Annotated in this window: 11 protein-coding genes, 2 tRNA genes and 1 pseudogene; 5 read left to right on the forward strand and 9 right to left on the reverse strand. The window is 70.9% G+C overall.

Annotated features, from left to right (window positions below; all coding sequences use genetic code 11):
* The first annotated feature begins 133 nt into the window (after nucleotides 1–133).
* Nucleotides 134–682 (forward strand): acyl-CoA thioesterase, encoded by a 549-nt coding sequence (locus tag MU407_RS07365; RefSeq protein WP_102235138.1) that lies wholly within the window; start codon nucleotides 134–136, stop codon nucleotides 680–682.
* 289 nt (nucleotides 683–971) lie between these two features.
* Here the strand turns inward: MU407_RS07365 and MU407_RS07370 are convergent, their stop codons facing one another.
* The 8 genes and pseudogenes from MU407_RS07370 to MU407_RS07405 form a co-directional block, all read right to left on the reverse strand.
* Nucleotides 972–1,253: a hypothetical protein gene (locus MU407_RS07370; protein ID WP_102235139.1), complete on the reverse strand. Its 282-nt coding sequence runs from the start codon at nucleotides 1,251–1,253 to the stop codon at nucleotides 972–974.
* A gap of 154 nt (nucleotides 1,254–1,407) precedes the next feature.
* Nucleotides 1,408–2,190 (reverse strand): ABC transporter ATP-binding protein, encoded by a 783-nt coding sequence (locus tag MU407_RS07375; RefSeq protein WP_102235140.1) that lies wholly within the window; start codon nucleotides 2,188–2,190, stop codon nucleotides 1,408–1,410.
* On the reverse strand, nucleotides 2,187–3,239 hold the full coding sequence (locus MU407_RS07380) for an iron chelate uptake ABC transporter family permease subunit (RefSeq protein WP_102235141.1): 1,053 nt from the start codon (nucleotides 3,237–3,239) through the stop codon (nucleotides 2,187–2,189). Before MU407_RS07380 ends, MU407_RS07375 begins: the two co-directional genes overlap by 4 nt.
* Nucleotides 3,240–3,242: 3 nt before the next feature.
* Nucleotides 3,243–4,319: an iron chelate uptake ABC transporter family permease subunit gene (locus tag MU407_RS07385; protein WP_102235142.1), complete on the reverse strand. Its 1,077-nt coding sequence runs from the start codon at nucleotides 4,317–4,319 to the stop codon at nucleotides 3,243–3,245.
* A 6-nt stretch (nucleotides 4,320–4,325) separates the two neighbouring features.
* The gene (locus MU407_RS07390; protein WP_246956494.1) at nucleotides 4,326–5,285 is read right to left on the reverse strand and encodes an ABC transporter substrate-binding protein; all 960 of its coding nucleotides are present in this window, start codon (nucleotides 5,283–5,285) and stop codon (nucleotides 4,326–4,328) included.
* 358 nt (nucleotides 5,286–5,643) lie between these two features.
* Nucleotides 5,644–5,716: transfer RNA gene (locus tag MU407_RS07395), tRNA-Arg, on the reverse strand.
* 59 nt (nucleotides 5,717–5,775) lie between these two features.
* A complete protein-coding gene (locus tag MU407_RS07400; RefSeq protein ID WP_102235144.1) occupies nucleotides 5,776–6,687 on the reverse strand; it encodes a DNA-formamidopyrimidine glycosylase family protein in 912 nt (303 codons plus the stop codon).
* Nucleotides 6,687–11,390 (reverse strand): annotated as a pseudogene (locus MU407_RS07405) (ATP-dependent helicase). The gene MU407_RS07400 and the pseudogene MU407_RS07405 overlap by 1 nt, the downstream one beginning before the upstream one ends.
* 163 nt (nucleotides 11,391–11,553) lie before the next feature.
* Here MU407_RS07405 and MU407_RS07410 point away from each other — a divergent pair.
* Both MU407_RS07410 and MU407_RS07415 read left to right on the forward strand, forming a co-directional pair.
* Nucleotides 11,554–12,183 (forward strand): superoxide dismutase, encoded by a 630-nt coding sequence (locus MU407_RS07410; RefSeq protein ID WP_246956496.1) that lies wholly within the window; start codon nucleotides 11,554–11,556, stop codon nucleotides 12,181–12,183.
* Between the two features lie 246 nt (nucleotides 12,184–12,429).
* On the forward strand, nucleotides 12,430–12,933 hold the full coding sequence (locus MU407_RS07415; protein WP_158239345.1) for a single-stranded DNA-binding protein: 504 nt from the start codon (nucleotides 12,430–12,432) through the stop codon (nucleotides 12,931–12,933).
* A gap of 77 nt (nucleotides 12,934–13,010) precedes the next feature.
* On the opposite strand, the gene MU407_RS07420 is transcribed toward MU407_RS07415, so the two are convergent.
* Nucleotides 13,011–13,580: a PPA1309 family protein gene (locus MU407_RS07420; RefSeq protein WP_246956498.1), complete on the reverse strand. Its 570-nt coding sequence runs from the start codon at nucleotides 13,578–13,580 to the stop codon at nucleotides 13,011–13,013.
* 152 nt (nucleotides 13,581–13,732) lie between these two features.
* Between MU407_RS07420 and MU407_RS07425 the strand changes: the two genes are divergently transcribed.
* Nucleotides 13,733–16,837, forward strand: coding sequence for a UPF0182 family protein (locus MU407_RS07425; RefSeq protein WP_233190601.1), 3,105 nt, complete (start codon nucleotides 13,733–13,735; stop codon nucleotides 16,835–16,837).
* Nucleotides 16,838–16,983: 146 nt separating this feature from the next.
* A tRNA-Met gene (locus MU407_RS07430) sits at nucleotides 16,984–17,057 on the forward strand.
* Nucleotides 17,058–17,278: the final 221 nt, after the last annotated feature.

Here is a 17,278-nt window from a genome sequence, read left to right on the forward strand (position 1 = left end):
CCTCTCGCCCCTGGGCGGGCCTGCCGGGGGAGTGCCCGCGCGGGCTAGGGTGCGGCTCGACGACGACCGCACGTTACTCTGTGGTCATCAGGCCTCGAAGACGAGCCGACGAGTGCCCCAGGAGGGAGCCGCCATGAACATGTACCTCCGCATGCTGCTGTTCTTCCTGCGCGTGCGCGGGAAGTCCCCGCTCGGCATCTGGGACACCTCCCATGCGAGCTTCCGCGTGAACCCCGCCGATCTCGACGTGCAGCGCCACATGAACAACGGCCGCTACCTCTCGATCATGGATCTGGGCCGCATGGACCTCATGCTCCGCTCCGGCTTCTGGAAGCGGATCACCGACGCCGGCTGGTACCCGGTGGTGGCCGGACAGACCATCACCTACCGCAAGTCCCTCACGCTCGGGCAGAAGTTCGACCTCGCCACCCGCGTGATCGGCCACGACGAGCGCTGGATCTACATGGAGCAGGTGTTCCGCCGCGGCGACGCCGTCATCGCCGACGCCGTGATCCGGGCGCGCTTCCTGCGCAGGTCCGGCGGCTCCGTCGACGTCAGCGAGGTGCTGGACCTGGTCGGGCAACCGCCGGCGGACCTGGAGCTTCCGGCCTGGGTCGAGACCTGGAACCGGGAGTCCTCGGCCCACAGCAAGGCGCTGGGCGAGGCGGGAGGCGGCCGCTGACTGCACGGATGACGGCCTGTGACGCGAGGGCGTGACCGGCACCGTCGGCCGCCTGCCGCAGAACCTGTCGCTGCGCACAGGAGCCGCCGTCGCCGACCTGCTCGGCCTCCGGTCGCGGCCCGAAGCGCTGCGAGCGATCGAGGACGGCGACACGGATCCCGCGCACTACGACACCCTCGGCGCGGACCGGGACGTCGAGACCCGCGGCCTCGCCGCCCCCGCCCGGAACGGCCTGCTCGTGGTCAGCCGCGACGAGCATTTCCTCGCGCAGCCGGATATCGACCCCGGGTCATCCTCGACGAGGACGGTCTCCGTCCCGGGCAGGTGCCTGCGCCGAGCGTCGACGGATCTCCTCGACGAGGCTGATCGCCAGCAGGATCACCACGACGGTCAGCAGGATCCACTGCTCGAGGATGACGGCGAGGATCCCGGCGACCACCAGCGCGAAGAGATAGACGATGTTCAGCACCCGCAGCGAGATGCCCAGGAGCCGTGCGCCGAAGCGGGTGCGGGCGAGGCGCAGCAGGATCAGCAGCGCGATCGCGCCGAAGCTCAGCACCTTGAGGATCATCGGGACGGCTCCTGCTCGTCGGTCGGACGCGGGCCGGCGACGGGCCCCGCGAGGATCGACCCCACGCTACCGGGGCTTCGTGCGCGCAGACGCCGCGCCCGCGCCCGCGGTCGCTCGTGCGGTGCGTCCGGCGCCGTGCAGGGGGCACGTCGGCTCAGTGCTGCCAGCGCGGCACGACCAGCGGGGTGCCCGACTCCGGATCGACGATCACCCGGGCGTCCAACGAGAACACGTCGGCCACCAGGTCCTCGGTGAGCACCTCGTGAGGGTCGCCGGCGGCGACCACCTCACCGTCCTTCATCGCGATGAGGTGGTCGGCGTAGCGGGCGGCCTGGTTCAGGTCGTGCAGCACCGCGACCAGCGTCGTGCCGGTCTCGCGGTTCAGCGACCGGCACAGCTCCAGCAGCTCGATCTGGTGGCTGAGGTCGAGATAGGTGGTCGGCTCGTCCAGCAGCAGGATCGAGGTCTGCTGGGCGAGCGCGACGGCCATCCACACGCGCTGCCGCTGCCCGCCGGAGAGCTCGTCGACCAGACGGCCGGAGAGGTGGCGGATGCTCGTCGCCTCCATCGCCGCGATCACCGCCTGCTCGTCCTCGGGCGACCACGGGGAGAACAGACGCTGGTGGGGGTAGCGGCCGCGCATCACGAGGTCGACCACGCGGATCCCGTCGGGCGCCACGGGACCCTGCGGCAGCAGGCCGATCGAGCGGGCGAGGGACTTGGTGGGCAGGCGGTGCAGCGCCTCCCCGTCCAGGAGGACCTGCCCGCTGCTCGGGGTCAGCAGCCGGGTGAGGCTCTTGAGCACGGTGGACTTCCCGCACGCGTTCGGGCCCACGATGACGGTGAAGCGCTGGTCGGGGATCGCGACGGACACGTTCGGGCAGACGAGGTGGTCGGCGTAGCCGAGCGCCGCGTCGTCGACGAGGAGGCGGGTCATCGCGTCCTCCCTTCTCTGATGAGGAGCCACAGGAAATAGATCCCGCCGATGGACACCGTGACGATGCCGACGGGCAGCGGGGAATCGGGGTCGACCCGCTGGGCGATCACGTCGGCCAGCAGCAGCAGGAGCGCGCCGAGCGCGGCCGTCGGGCCGAGCGCGAGCCCGTCGGCCCGCACCAGGCGCCGAGCGATCTGCGGGGCGGCGAGCGCGATGAAGGACACCGGCCCGATCGTCGCGGTGGACAGGGCGATCAGGCCGATGCCGACCACGACCGCGGCGATCTGCACGGCGCGGACGTTCTGGCCGAGGGCCGTGGCGAAGGGGATGCCCACCTGCGTCACCTTCATCGGCCTCGCCAGCAGCGCGGCCGCGACCAGGAACACGATCGAGACCAGTAGCGTTGGCACGACGAGGGGCCAGGACATGCCCGAGAGGTTCCCCGCTCCCCACAGGCTCGCCATGATCGCGTCCTCCACCGTGGCGGTCAGCAGGATCCACACGTTCACCGAGGCCAGCATCGCGCTGACCCCGATCCCGACGATGATCAGCCGCACCCCGCGGACCGCGCCGCGCCGGGAGGCGAGCGCGAACACGATCAGGGCGGTGACGAGCCCGCCCACCAGGGCACCCGCGATCACGGCGGTGGTCCCGCCTCCGAGCAGGAGCATCACCACGAGGGCTCCGGTGTAGGAGCCGGTCTGGAAGCCGATCACATCGGGCGAGCCCAGCGGATTGGCGGTGAGGTTCTGGAAGAGGGCGCCGCTGATCGCGAGGCAGGCGCCGAGCAGCACGGCCATCACGATGCGCGGTGCCCGCCATTCGGCGACGACCATGGTCGAGTACTCGTCGCCGCGGCCGACGAGCGCGGCGAGGCCCTCGGCGGGGGTGATGCCCGCGGCGCCGGACAGCACCGCCCAGACAGCCACCAGCACGGTCGCGGTCCACAGCCCGGTGCACAGCCGCACCGAGCGGGCATCCAGGAGCATGAGCGGGCGGTGCGCCGGGCCGAGGCGCAGCATGGGGCGCCCGAAATCGAGGGTGGTCATCGCTCAGGCCTCCGAGACGCGGAATCGACGGACCATGTAGATCAGCACCGGCGCGCCGATGAAGGCGGTGACCACGCCGACCGGCACCTCCCCGGCGGTGAGCACCCGGCCCAGGGAGTCGGCGAGGCCCAGCACGATCGGCCCGATCAGCACGGAGCAGGCCATGATCCAGCCCTGGTGCGGGCCGACCAGCATTCGGGCGAGGTGCGGGGCGAGCAGGCCGATGAACCCGATGGGGCCGGCCGCCGCCGTCGCACCGCCCGCCAGGAGCGCGATCGCGATCAGGACCACCACGCGGGTGCGCTGGGGATGGGCACCCATCGCCACGGCCGCGGCGTCGCCGAGGGAGAGAACGTCCAGCGCCCGCGCGCTGAGCACCGCGATCACGAGACCGGCCAGGATGAAGGGGGCGATCTGCAGCGTCGCCTCCAGCGGCTGGGAGGCGGTGGTCCCGGCGGACCAGCCGCGCATCCGCTCGAGCACCTCGGAGTTCGTGAACAGCACCGCCGAGGTGAACCCGGACAGGACCGCGCCCAGCGCGACGCCGGCGAGGGTCATCCGGATCGGGTTGCCACGGGCCGGGCCCGTCGTGCCGATTGCGAAGACCAGCACGGAGGTGACCATGGCGCCGGCGAAGGACCACCACATGTACTGGGAGATGTCGGTCAACCCGAAGAAGGCCAGGCCCGCGACCACGGCGAGCGAGGCGCCGGCGTTGACCCCGAGGATCCCCGGATCGGTCATCGGGTTGCGGGTGACGGCCTGCATCAGGCCCCCGGCCACGCCGAGCGCCGCCCCTGCCAGCAGCACCAGCACGGTGCGGGGGATGCGGGAGAGCCAGACCAGTTGGGAGATCTCCTCGCTCGGGTCGGGGCGCAGCGCGAAGCGCAGCACCTCGTCGGGCGGGATCGGACGGGAGCCGACGAGCATGCTCGCGCCGAGGGCGATCAGGCACAGCAGCGCGAGGGGGATCAGCAGGAGTCGCCGCCGACGGAGAAGGGCCGGGCGGGCCGCGTTGTCCTCCGGCGCGGCCGAGGCGAGGTCCCTGCGTGCGGTGCCGGGCGGGGACGGGGGCGTCATCCGGTTTCAGGCGACGTCGTCCGCGGACTCCACCAGGGCGGTGACCTCGGTGAGCCAGTCGGCGTAGGCGCGCGAGGTCATGGCGCCCTTGGAGCCCCAGCTGCCGAGCTGGTCGGCCTGGACCGCGGGCAGCTCCTCCCACAGGTCGGCGGTGAAGGAGTAGTCCTCGCCGTAGCCCTCGATGAGGATCACGTCCGCGGGATGAGAGGAGGCCTCCTCCCAGGCGACCTTGCCCCAGGGGTTGCCCTCGGCCGGTGCCTCGCCGCCGACGACGGTGGCGCCGGCCTCCTCGAGCAGGGCGGCCTGCTGGAAGCCGACGGCGGTGTACAGCATCTCCTTGGTGGGGCTGGCGAGCATGATCGAGAGGTCCTTGCCCTCGAGCGCGGCGGCGAGCTCCTCCTTCGCGGTCTCGAGGTCGGCGTCGGCCTGCGTCACGGCCTCGGAGTCGACGTCCCCGCCGAGGAACCCCGCCACGTCGCGGGTCGCCTCGATCTCCTCGTCGATGGTCTCGGCGCTGGGCAGCGGGATGAACGGTGCGACCCGCGTGAGCTGCGAGTTCACGGACTCGTCGAACCAGGACCAGCCCGCGGCATCGCCGTGGCCGATGACGGCGTCGGGCTGCAGCGCGGCGAGCTTCTCGACGTCGATCTCGCCGTCCTGCCCGACCCGCTCGATGCTGCTGATGTCGATGTCGCCCATCACGAAGGGATTCTCGCAGTCGAAGCCGAACAGGGCGTCGGGCTCGACCCCGTACTCGTGCAGCGAGCTGTAGGCGTAGCAGTCCATGACCAGGGTGTCGGGCTGCTCGTCGAAGGCGATCTCGAGGTCGGCGAGGGTGGGATGGGTGAAGGTCACCGCGCCGGCGGAGTCCCCCTCGGGAGTGGCGCCCGCGCCGCCGGCGGAGCAGGCGGTGAGGGCGAGAGTCGCAGAGGCCAGCAGGGCAGGGAGGACGGCGAGACGCTTCACGGAGGGACCTTTCGTCGGAAGAGGGGCGGGGCCGAATAAAGGTTAGCAGTACCTAAGTAAGGTGAGGCAAACCTGTCGTGTGGAAGACGTCGGTGAGCGATGTCCGAGGGTGGCGTCGTGAGGCGGCGGATGCCTGGGGGCGGAAGCGCGAGGGGCTCGGACGCCGTCGCCCGGCTGCTCGGTCCTCGGCCCGGCGGAGAAAGCACGGCTCGATCGTGCGGTCGGGGATCTGCACGATGCGACCTCCGCGGACCTGCGCACGAGTGGCGGAGACTTCCTGCGCCTCCGAATGCCGGGGGCATCCGCCCCGACCCCGTCGCCGATGTCGGCTGTGACGCGGGTGAGGACCCGCTCTGAGCGCCCCCAGCAGGACTCGAACCTGCAACCTACGGATTAGAAGGCCGTTGCTCTATCCATTGAGCTATGGAGGCTGACGGCGCACGAGTCTACCGAGGTCGCGGCGTCGCCACGGCCAGGAGCGCGGTCCGTCTCAGCGACGTCGGCCACGCCGCTGGGCCGCCGACGGGGCCGGGGCGCCGGGCCCGGCCTGGCAGCGGGGGCAGAACCACAGCACCCGCGCCTCGGTGCCCTCGAGCCGCGGTTCGGCGAGCTCGCCGCGCTGGATGCGGGTGCGGCAGCGGCGGCACTGCTTCCCGCCGCGGCCGTAGACCCACAGGTCCCCGTCCCGGCCGAGCATCCCGCCGGTGGTCAGCCGCACCTCACGGTCCCGGTTCAGCACGAGCAGGCGATGGGCGAGGTCGATGAGCGCGCCCGGGTCCTGCTCCGCGGAGACGGGAGCGGCGGGGTGGAGCCGGCGCAGGAAGCACAGCTCGCTGCGGTAGATGTTCCCGATCCCCGCCAGGACGTGCTGGTCGAGGATCGCCAGGCCGATCGGCCGCCCCGGCTCGGCGGCGAGGTTCACGAGCGCCCGCTCCCGCAGGGTCGAATCCTCGTCCCACGCGGGATCGAGCAGGTCCGGGCCGAGGTTCCCGAGCAGCTGCTCCTCGTCGGCCGTGCGCAGCATCTTCACCTGCTTCACGTCGTAGGCGATCGCCCGCACCTCGTGACCGTCCTCGTGCCGGGCCTCGAGCACGATCCGGATCGTGTCGCGGGTGCGCGGCCCGGCGCTGGTGTCGCTCGAGCGCAGCGCCCTCCCCTCTACGTGCCAGATCCCGTCCATCATCAGGTGGCTGTGCAACGTCATCGGCGGTGCCCCGGGCGCGGGCGGGAGGAGCCGGATCAGCAGGTGCTTGCCGCGCGGGCGCACCTCGTGGACTCTCCAGCCGGTGAAATCCGCGGTCGCCGCACGCGGGACCCGGAGGTCGCAGACGGTGAGCACGGCGCCGGCGAGCGCGTCGTGGAGGATCCGGCACTGGCGCGCGACGGTGTCACCCTCGGGCATCAGCGATCACCCGCCCGCAGTCGCAGCGAGCGCGGTGAGCGGTAGCAGCCGGCCTCCGCGAGCGCGGCCGTGATCGCCGCGACCGGCTCGGTGTCGATCCCGTGCCCGTCGATCCGCTCGATCCGCAGCTGCGGCAGGCGGGAGTCCTCGGCGATCGCGCGGACGAGCTGGGCGGCGGCCTCGGGCGTCGCCTCCTCGTCCGCCCACCACAGCAGGTGCTTCCCGCCCTTGTCGACATAGGCCTGGACATGTCCGTCCCGCAGCAGCACGAGCGCACCGGCGCGGCGGGCAGGCCGCGCCGTGGTCCCCTCGGGCGGGGCGATCGGCAGGGCCGGCCAGGGGAGCGCCGCGCCGTATGGGTTCGCCGGATCGGTCGCGGCGAGCGCAACGGCGACCGCCTCGGCCGACGGGCCTGCCGTGCCGCCGTCGGGCCCCTCGGCGTCGCGTCCGGCCTCGGTCTCCCGGTCCCGGTCGCGAAGCAGGTCCACCGCCTCGGCGGGCGCGAACTGGGAGGCGCCGAGCCCGTCCACGAAGTAGCCGCGGCGGCAGCTGCCGTTCTCCTCGAGCGCGGCCAGCACCCGGTACACCGCAGCGAACCCGCCGGGGACGTCCTCGACATCCATCGCCCCGCGCGTGACCACGCCGTGGCGGTCCAGCAGCAGCGTCGCGAGCGCCGCGGCACGGGCGGCAGGATCGACCGGTTCGACCCGCACCGCGGACCAGCGCCCGGCACCGGCGGGCCCGGTCACGAGCTCGGAGGGGCTGGACGCGCCCTGGCGCATCATCGCCGCGGAGAGCCGCGCCGCGCCCCGACGTCCCAGGCTGCGTGAGCGCGTCGGGGTGCGGGGCGACGGCGCCTTGGCCGGCCCGCGGCCGTAGGAGCGCAGCGCCTCGAAGGAGTCGTTGGTGACCAGGCTGGTGAAGGCGAGGTCCCACAGCGCCTCGTGCGGGTCCTGCGGCCGCGCCGCCTCCCCATCGTCCGCCAGCGCGGTGAGGATCTCTCCGTGCCGCAGCGCGCCCGGGGTGGTGCGCAGCAGGGCGAGGATCCGGCTGGCGAGGGCACCGTCCGGGAGGGCGCCGGCGGCCTCCTCGAGCGCGTCGGCGTCGAGCCCCAGGGGGAGGGCATCGGCGAGGTGGAGACGGATCCAGCCGTCGTCGGCGCCGAGGCGGCCGTGACCGGTCCACATCAGCTCCCCGCTCGCGAAGGCGGCGTCCAGCAGGGCGGGCGTCACCTCCGGCAGCCTCGCCGGCAGCACCTGGGACTCCCAGGCCGACAGCGGCAGCGACACCCCGGCGAGCTGGTCCACGACCGAGAGCAGCCCGTCCTGCCCGGTCCAGGTGCCGCGCTCCCGTCGGCCGCCGGCGCGGCGCCCCACCAGGTGCTGCCACTGGCCGAGGAAGCGCGCATAGACGGGCCCCGCGACGGGGGCGATCTCCCGCCGGGACGCGGCGAGGCTCGCGCGGCGAATGCGGCGCAGCACCTCGACCTCGACCCACTCCTCGCCCTCCCGGCCGGGCGTGAACTCGCCCTGGGACAGGACCCCCTCGGCGGTGAGCTGCTCGAGCGCGGCCCGCGCCACCCCCGGCGCGAGACCGAAGGCCTGCACCGGCGCGTCGGCGAGGAAGGGGCCGCGGCCGCGCGCCCAGCGGGAGAGCAGCTGCGGGACCGCCCGGTCCACCGCGGCCAGGTGCACCTCGGGGATCCCCGGCGGCAGCGCCGTGCCGAGCGCATCGCGCAGCAGACCGGCGTCCTCGACCGCCGCGAGATGCTCCGCCCCGGCGATCCGCACCGTGAGCACGCGGCGGGACTGCTCGAGCTCGGCGCGGGCCGCGTCGAGATCGAGGCCGTCCACGGCACGCTCGGCGATTCGCGCGGGGGTGAGCGGGCCCAGACGGCGCAGCGCGTCGGCGATCTGCTCGGGCCCGCGCAGCGCCCGCTCCTCGGTCAGTCCCTGCAGGCGCTGCTCGACCTCGGCGATCACCTCGGCATCCAGCAGCTCGCGCAGGCTCACCGTGCCCAGCAGCTCGGCCAGCAGCGACTGGTCCAGCGCGAGGGCGGCGGTGCGGCGCTCGGCCAGCGGCGCATCGGTGTCGTACAGGAACTGCGCCATGTAGCCGAACAGCAGCGAGCGCGCGAAGGGAGAAGGCGAGGGGGTCTCGACCTCGCGCACCTGCAGGCGACGCCGCCTGACCTGCCCCATCAGCTCGACCAGGGCCGGCAGGTCGTAGACGTCCTGCAGGCACTCCCGCGCCGCCTCGAGCATGATCGGGAAGTCCGGATGCGGCCTGGCCACCTCGAGCAGGTGCGCGGCGCGCTGGCGCTGCTGCCACAGCGGCGCCCGCTGGTTCGGGTCGCGCCGCGGCAGCAGCAGCGCCCGGGCCGCGCACTCCCGGAACCTCGCGGCGAACAGAGCGGAGGAGCCGACGAGACGACGCACCTCCTCCTCGATCTCCTCGGGCGTGAACAGGAACAGGTCCGCGCCGGGCGGCTGCTCGCCGTGCGGGATGCGCAGCACGATCCCGTCGTCCCCGGCCATCACCTGGCCGTCCAGGCCGTAGCGCTCCTCGACCCGGGCGCCGACGGCGAGCGCCCACGGCCCCGTGATCCGCTGCCCGGCCGCGCAGTGCAGCACCACCCGCCAGTCCCCGAGTTCGTCGAGGAAGCGCTCGACGACGAGCTGGTCCGGGCCGGGCACCGCGCCGGTTGTCTGCTGCTGCTCGTCGAGCAGGTCGAGCAGCACGGTGCGCGCGTTCTCGTCCAGGCCGAGCCCCGTCAGCTGCTCGTCGGCCTCGGGGCGGGGGAGTGCGGCGAGCTCGGACTGCGCGGCGGAGATCGCCCGGCCGAGGCTCGCGGGCCGCCCGTCCCCGTCGCCATGCCAGAAGGGGATCCGGCCGCTGAGCCCGACGGCGGGGGAGACCAGCACGTGCGCGGCGGTGATCTCTTCGATCCGCCAGGAGCTCGTGCCCAGCGTGATGACGTCTCCGCGGCGAGACTCGTAGACCATCTCCTCATCCAGCTCCCCGACGCGCTTCGGCTGGGAGTCCTCGGATCCCGCGGCGAGGAACACCGGGAACAGGCCCCGGTCGGGGATGGTGCCGCCGCTGGTGACCGCCAGACGCTGCGCTCCGGGCCGGGCGGTGAGGATCCCGGCTTCGCGGTCATGCACCAGGCGCGGACGCAGCTCGGAGAACGCTGTCGAGGGGTAGCGGCCCGCGAGCAGGTCGATCGTCTGGTCGAAGGCGCTGCGTGGCAGCGCCCGGTACGGGTGCGCAGAGCGGACCAGCTCGAACCAGTCCTCGACCTCGAGATCCTCCATCGCGGCGGCAGAGACGGTGTGCTAGGCCAGCACATCCAGGGCGTTCCTCGGCACGACGAGCGGTTCGATCCGTCCCGCGAGCGCCTCCTGCACCGCAACCGTGCTGACGAGCACGTCACCGGCGTGCAGCGGATGCAGGGTGCCGTGGGAGGTCGCGCCCACATCGTGCCCCGCTCGGCCTACGCGCTGCAGCAGGGAGGAGACCGAGAACGGTGCGGCGACCTGCAGCACCAGATCCACCGCCCCCATATCGATGCCCAGCTCGAGCGAGCTGGTGGCCACCACGCACCGCAGCTGTCCTGCCTTCAGCTGCTCCTCGATCCCGGCCCGCACCTCCTTGGACATCGAGCCGTGATGGGCGCGGGCGATATCGGGAACCTCCGGCGGTGCCGTCTCATCAGCGCTGCCACCGTCCCTATCGGCCCCTGCCGCGGCGATGCGCCGGGCGTTCAGGCGGTTCAGCCGCCCGGTCAGCCGCTCCGCCTGCGAGCGGGAGTTCGTGAACACGATCGTGGTGCGGTGGGCGAGGACCTGCTCCAGAATCGACCGCACCACATGCGGCCAGATCGTTCCGGCCACGTCCTCGTCCTCGGCGGCGTCCGCGGGCGGTTCGATCGCTTGCAGATCCGCCACCGGCATGCTCACCCGCAGGTCCCAGGACTTCGCCGACGGCGGGCGGATGATGCTCACTGTGCGTCCGGGACGGTTTCCGGTGAGGAAGTCTGCGACCTCCTGCACCGGCTCCACCGTGGCCGACAGTCCGATGCGCTGCGCCGGCGCCACGAGCATGGCATCCAACCGCGCGAGTGACAGCGCCAGATGCACTCCACGCTTGCTGCCCGCCACCGCGTGGACCTCATCGACGATGACCGTGTCCACCCCGGTGAGGGTCTCGCGCACCTGGGAGGTGAGCATCAGGAACAGCGACTCCGGCGTGGTGATGAGAATGTCCGGAGGATGCGCGGCGAGCCGTCGGCGCTCTGCAGGTGGCGTGTCGCCGGTGCGCACGCCGACGCTGACGGGTGTGTGCGGCTGTTCGAGCCGTTCGGCGGTGCGGGTGGTCCCGACCAGCGGTGAGGTCAGGTTGCGCTCCACATCCACGCCGAGGGCTTTGAGCGGCGAGATGTACAGCACCCGGGTGCCTGCCCGGGATCGACCTGTTGGTCCGCGCCGCCTCGAATCGCTCGCCAGGCGGTCGATCGCTACGAGGAAGGCCGCGAGCGTCTTGCCCGAGCCGGTGGGGGCGACGACGAGGGTGTCCTCGCCGCGGCCGATCGCTTCCCAGGCCGCGGACTGCGCTGGCGTCGGCGCGGCGAAGGACTCCGCGAACCACGTGCGCGTGGCCGGGGAGAACAGGGCGGGCAGGGCCCCATCGGCGGACGTCATCGGATCATCGTCCCACCCGCGGCTGACACGCCACCACCACAGCGTCCCCGATGTTCGCCGCCAGCACAGGCGGCCCCGCTGCAGAATCTGACATGGCAGGATGGATCACACGGCGCGGTCCACACCCCTGGTCGCGCACCCACCTCATGAAGGGATGATCCACATGGCGGAGTACACGCTTCCTGATCTGGACTACGACTACGGAGCCCTGGATCCCTCGATCTCCGGCAAGATCATGGAGCTGCACCACTCCAAGCATCACGCCACCTACGTCAAGGGCGCCAACACCGCCCTTGAGAAGCTCGCCGCCGCGCGTGAGGCCGGCGACTTCGGCACCGTGAACCAGTTCTCCAAGGACCTGGCTTTCAACCTCGGTGGCCACACCAACCACTCCATCTTCTGGAAGAACCTCTCCCCGGAGGGTGGCGACAAGCCCACCGGTGAGCTGGCCGCCGCGATCGACGAGTACTTCGGTTCCTTCGACAAGTTCCGCGAGCACTTCACCGCCGCCGCCCTGGGCATCCAGGGCTCCGGCTGGGCGATCCTCGCCTACGAGCCCGTCGGCGGGAACCTCGTCATCGAGCAGTTCTACGACCAGCAGAACGGCATCCCGGTCGCTACCGTGCCGCTGTTCCAGCTGGACATGTGGGAGCACGCCTTCTACCTCGACTACCAGAACGTCAAGGCGGACTACGTCAAGGCGATCTGGAACATCGTGAACTGGGCGGATGTGCAGGCTCGCTTCGAGAACGCCCGCAAGAACGCGACCGGCCTGGTGGTCCCCACCGTCTGACCCGCCTTCGCGCACCGCATAGACGGCCGGCCCCGCCACGGGGCCGGCCGTCTGTGCTGTGCGGAGACTGCGGGGGTGCGCACGCGGTGCGGATGGTGCACGGGCGCATCGACCTTTCCTCCACAACGGCCCGTTATCCACATTTTCGGCCCCGCGCTGGTCCAGACACTCGGTGATCGCGACGCTGGGAGGCATCGGCACGGAGCCGAGACCGGGATGGACCCGGCACAGAGGAAGGACCAGGACATGAAGGACATCCACACCGTTGTGCGCGGCAATGCCACCGAGGGCGCGAGCAGTCGCAAGAGCGTGGACGGCAAACCGTCCGCCTCGGTGCGCGTGGCTGTGACCAGCTCCTATCGAGACCCCGAGAGCGGTGACTGGGTGGACCGCGACACCGAGTACCTCACCGTCTTCTGCCGTGGGCAGCTGGCCACCAACGTCGCAGGCTGCGTGCGCAAGGGCGATGCGCTGATGATCAGCGGCCGCCTGTACACCTCGCAGTGGACCGACCAGGACGGCAAGGATCGCTTCTCGCTGACCATGCAGGCGGAGGCGATCGGTCACGACCTCAACGCCGGTACCGTCGGCCCCTTCCTGCGGCCGGCCCGTGACAGGGACGTGCCCGATATGCACCCCACCACCCAGCGGCCCATCGATTCCGACGATGAGCCGACAGCCGACCCCGAGACCGGGGAGATCGCGGGCTCTGAGCAGACGGAGAGGGAGCTGGTCGACGCACCGTTCTGATGCCTCACCGCACGGACAGCGCGCGGATCGACGCGGGCGGTGCGCGGATCGCTCCGCACACCGGCCGATGGGCAGCGTCAGCCGCGCTCGCGCAAAGTATGCAGCAGCGCGGACGTGATCTCCGGCAGCAGCGCGGCGCCGAGGACATACCCGTCCTCGTCGCCGCGGTGCAGCGCCGACCAGGTGGTGCCATCGGCCAGGGCCGCGACGACCACCCGCAGCGGTGCGTCAGAGGATCTCAGCGGTGCGTCAGAAGAGCGTGGGGCGCGGCGCCCGGCATCGGTGGGGGAGGTGCTCGCCACGTTCCAGCTCTGCGGCGCCAGATCGCAGGTGATCGCACCGCCCGCAGTGAGGTCTGGCCAATCGGCGCTTTCCAGGACGGCCAGCGGGTCCGCGCCGGCGGGAGCATCGATCTCCAGGTCGATGGGTGTCAGGTGCAGCGCATCGGGTGCGTTGGTGCCCTGCTCGCCGATGCCCAGCAACGCCGCGATCCCCGGGGAGGAGGCCAGCAGCTCTGCGGAGCGGGCCAGCGCGAACAGATGCGGCGCAGCCAGTGGCTGTCCACCCACATGCCGTGCCACCTCGAGCACTGCTGCGGCGAGCGCAGCGGTGGGGGCGTCCAGCGGATCATCGGCGGAAGTCGTCATCGTATCGAGAGGTTCCTTGCAGATTCGCCTGACAGAATGGATAGGCCGTCGCACTGCGCGGTGGCACCACACTGTACCCGGCGCCGATGCACCGGCCTTGCGCAGACGCAGGGCCAGCCACGGCGCCCACCCCGAGGCACCTGAGGTTTTCCGTGAGTTTCTCCGCCCCCTTCGGCGACATGCCCCGGCCGCGTCCCCGACCGGCATCTTCTCCGAGCTCGAAGGACTCGCGGAAGATCTCGCCGCTGGCGATCACTCTCGGCGTGCTCGCCCTGGCTGTGGTGCTGCTCGTGATCGCCTCCGAGGTGTGGACCAAGTACCTGTGGACCGAGCAGCTGGGCTACACCGATGTGCTGCTCACCCGCTGGATCACCCAGGCGGTGCTGTTCGTGATCGGCGTGGTGCTGTTCGCGGTGCCGCTGTTCATCAGCCTGCGCCTGGCCTACACCAAGCGCCCCATCTACCCTCCGGTGACCCGTGAACAGGAGGCTCTCGAGCAGTTCCGCGCCGCCGTGGATCCGCTGCGCAAAGGCCTGACCTACGGGGCACCCGTCGTGATCGGTGCCTTCGGGGGCCTGGCCCTGTCCCGCGCCTGGGAGCTCGTCCAGCTGTTCCTGCACCCGCAGTCCTTCGGACAGAGCGACCCGATCTTCGGCAACGACATCTCCTTCTACGTCTTCCAGCTGCCGCTGATCGACCTGCTGATCTCCTTCGGGCAGTTTGTGCTGCTGGTCGCGATCGTCGGTGCGCTCGTCGGGCACTTCGTGTACGGCGGTGTCGCCTGGGGGCAGGAGAGCGGACTGCACGTGACCAAGACCGCGCGGCGCCACCTGGGTGTGCTCGCTGCGATCTACGTGCTGCTGCTGGGCGCCGGTCACTGGTTCCAGCGCTACGACCTGCTCACCGCCTCGCACCCGCGCTTCGAGGGCGCCTCGTACACCGACCACAACGCGATCCTGCCCGCCCAGACCATCCTCGCGATCGCCTCGATCTTCGTCGCAGCCCTGTTCGTGGTCTGGATCTTGCAGGACAACTGGAAGATCCCTGCGATCGGTGCGGGCCTGATGATCCTGTCCACCATCGTGGTGGGCACCGCCTACCCGGCGCTGATCCAGCAGTTCAAGGTCCAGCCCAACGAGCGCGCGCTCGAGCAGCCGTACATCCAGAACAACATCGACGCCACCCGCACCGCCTTCAATCTCGATGACGTGAACGTCAGGCCCTACACCGCTTCCACTGAAGCGGAGACCGGGGCGCTGCGCGCCGATGCATCCACCACCGCGCAGATCCGCCTGATGGACCCGAACGTCATCTCGCCCACCTTCGAGCAGCGTGAGGCCAACCGCCGCTATTGGGGCTTCGACGAGCTGCTGAGCGTGGACCGCTACGAGATCGATGGCGAGCTGCAGGACACCGTGATCGGTGTGCGCGAGCTGCGGCCGGACAAATTCGGCCTGGCCGACCGCTCCTGGGTGGATCAGCACATCATCTACACGCACGGCTACGGCACCGCCGCCTCCTACGGCAACCGTCGCAACGCCGACGGCGAACCCGCCTTCCTGCAGTCCGGCGTGCCCGGCAGTGGAGCGCTGGGCGAGTACGAGGAGCGCATCTACTTCGGCCGCCACTCCCCGGACTACTCGATCGTCGGCGCCCCCGCGGGTGCGGAGCCCGAAGAATTCGACTACCAGCGCGGCAGCACCGAAGACGAAGAGGGCGGCGACCAGGTCTACAACACCTTCCAGGGTGACGGCGGGCCGTCCGTCGGCAGCTTCTTCAACAAGCTGCTGTTCGCCATCAAGTTCCGTGACCCCAACATCGTGATCTCCAACTACCTCAACGAGGAGTCGCAGATCCTGTACGACCGCGACCCGCAGCGTCGCGTGCGGGAGGTCGCGCCGTTCCTGTCGCTGGACTCCCAGATGTACCCGGCCGTCGTGGACGGGGAGCTGGTGTGGGTGGTGGACGGCTACACGACCACGACCGAATATCCCTACGCCCAGTCCGTGGACCTGGACCAGACGGTCAACGACTCCCAGACCAACCCCAACGAGACCGCCGCCAACCGCGTGCGCTCCGCCAACTACATGCGCAACTCCGTCAAGGCCACGGTGAACGCCTTTGACGGCTCGGTGACGCTGTACACCTGGGATACCGAGGATCCGATCCTCAAGGCCTGGGGCGAGGTGTTCCCCGGTGCGCTGCGTCCGGCGGAGGACATCAGCAGCGAGCTCATGAGCCATCTGCGCTACCCGGCCGATTACTTCAAGGCGCAGCGGCAAATCCTGTCGACCTACCACGTCACCGGCGCGGATGACTTCTTCACCCAGCAGGACTTCTGGCAGGTCTCCCCGGATCCGACGGTGCCGGCGCCCACCAACTCCGATGGCACGGCCGGTCAGCAGCCGCCCCAGCCGCCGATGTACCTGACCATGCAGATGCCTGATGCGGACTCCCCGCGGTTCATGCTGTCGTCGAGCTTCATCCCCTCCGAGGGGCAGAACGTGCTCACCGGCTATCTGGCCGTGGACTCCGAGACCGGCAGCACCGAGGGCAACCCGGCGGACAGCTACGGCGAGATGACGCTGCTGGTGCTGCCGACCTCGAACCCGGTCAACGGGCCTGGCCAGGTGCAGGCGACCTTCAACGCCGAGCCCAACGTGTCCAAGGCGTTGAACCTGCTGAAGTCCGGCAACTCCGAGGTCATCAACGGCAACCTGCTGACCCTGCCCGTGGGCGGTGGGCTGCTGTACGTCCAGCCTGTCTACCTGCAGTCCTCGCAGACCGGCGGCGGTACGCAGTACCCGCTGCTACAGATGGTGCTGGTCTCCTTCGGCGAGAAGATCGGCTTCGCCCCGACCCTGGATGAGGCACTCGACCTCGTCTTCGGCGGCGACTCCGGCGCAGCCGCGGGTGATGCCGAGGTCTCCGATTCCACCGCTCCCTCCGGCACTGCCGGCACCCAGACGGGTGACGGTGACGTCGAGGAGGGGAGTGAGAAGCCGGCCGATGAGGGCGGTGAGAGTGAGAAGCCTGCCCCGGCCCCCGGCGGTGACGCGAACGAGCGGCTCAACCAGGCTCTCGTCGATATGGACCAGGCCGTCGAAGACTCCGAGAAGGCCATGCAGGAGAACGACTGGCAGAAGTACGGCGAGGCGCAGGAGCGTCTACAGGACGCTCTGCAGCGTGCCATCGAGGCCCATGAGGAGCTGGGCGGCACCGGGACCCCCGAGCCCTCCGACGGCGGCGACGGCTGACGCGGGCGTCGACCCGTTGATGCGCGGCGTGCGGATGCGGCCGACACTCCATGCAGGTGAACGGGCCGTGAACGTGCGATGGCACACGTTCGGCGGGGTTCGCCTGGACTCTTCGCTGAGCCCGTGCCTACAGTGGTCGATGTCGCCGCGGGGTGGAGCAGTTCGGTAGCTCGCCGGGCTCATAACCCGGAGGTCGTAGGTTCAAATCCTGCCCCCGCTACGAGAAAGGGCCCCTCGCCAGCAGAAACGCTGGGGAGGGGCCCTTAGTTTTACCCCGACGCGTCGGACCTATCCTCAGAACTATCCTCAGTTCCGGGTTATAGGACAAAATGTGTGTATGGCCCGGGCGTGTCATGGCTGGTGTCGGCCGGCCCAGCCGTGGCGGATGCTGTTGCCGTCTTCGGGTGAGAAGTGGGTTCCGAGCTGGGGTTTCGGGTCTGC

Origin of the sequence: Brachybacterium sp. Marseille-Q7125, from assembly GCF_023062615.1 — a bacterium.
Classification (GTDB): Bacteria; Actinomycetota; Actinomycetes; order Actinomycetales; family Dermabacteraceae; genus Brachybacterium.

Excerpts from the sequence above, each read along its gene's own strand:
- MU407_RS07420 (WP_246956498.1), bottom strand. The coding sequence starts at position 13,580 with ATGACGACTTCCGCCGATGATCCGCTGGACGCCCCCACCGCTGCGCTC.
- MU407_RS07400 (WP_102235144.1), bottom strand. The coding sequence starts at position 6,687 with ATGCCCGAGGGTGACACCGTCGCGCGCCAGTGCCGGATCCTCCACGAC.
- MU407_RS07385 (WP_102235142.1), bottom strand. The coding sequence starts at position 4,319 with ATGACGCCCCCGTCCCCGCCCGGCACCGCACGCAGGGACCTCGCCTCG.
- MU407_RS07365 (WP_102235138.1), top strand. The coding sequence starts at position 134 with ATGAACATGTACCTCCGCATGCTGCTGTTCTTCCTGCGCGTGCGCGGG.
- MU407_RS07375 (WP_102235140.1), bottom strand. The coding sequence starts at position 2,190 with ATGACCCGCCTCCTCGTCGACGACGCGGCGCTCGGCTACGCCGACCAC.
- MU407_RS07370 (WP_102235139.1), bottom strand. The coding sequence starts at position 1,253 with ATGATCCTCAAGGTGCTGAGCTTCGGCGCGATCGCGCTGCTGATCCTG.
- MU407_RS07410 (WP_246956496.1), top strand. The coding sequence starts at position 11,554 with ATGGCGGAGTACACGCTTCCTGATCTGGACTACGACTACGGAGCCCTG.
- MU407_RS07415 (WP_158239345.1), top strand. The coding sequence starts at position 12,430 with ATGAAGGACATCCACACCGTTGTGCGCGGCAATGCCACCGAGGGCGCG.
- MU407_RS07380 (WP_102235141.1), bottom strand. The coding sequence starts at position 3,239 with ATGACCACCCTCGATTTCGGGCGCCCCATGCTGCGCCTCGGCCCGGCG.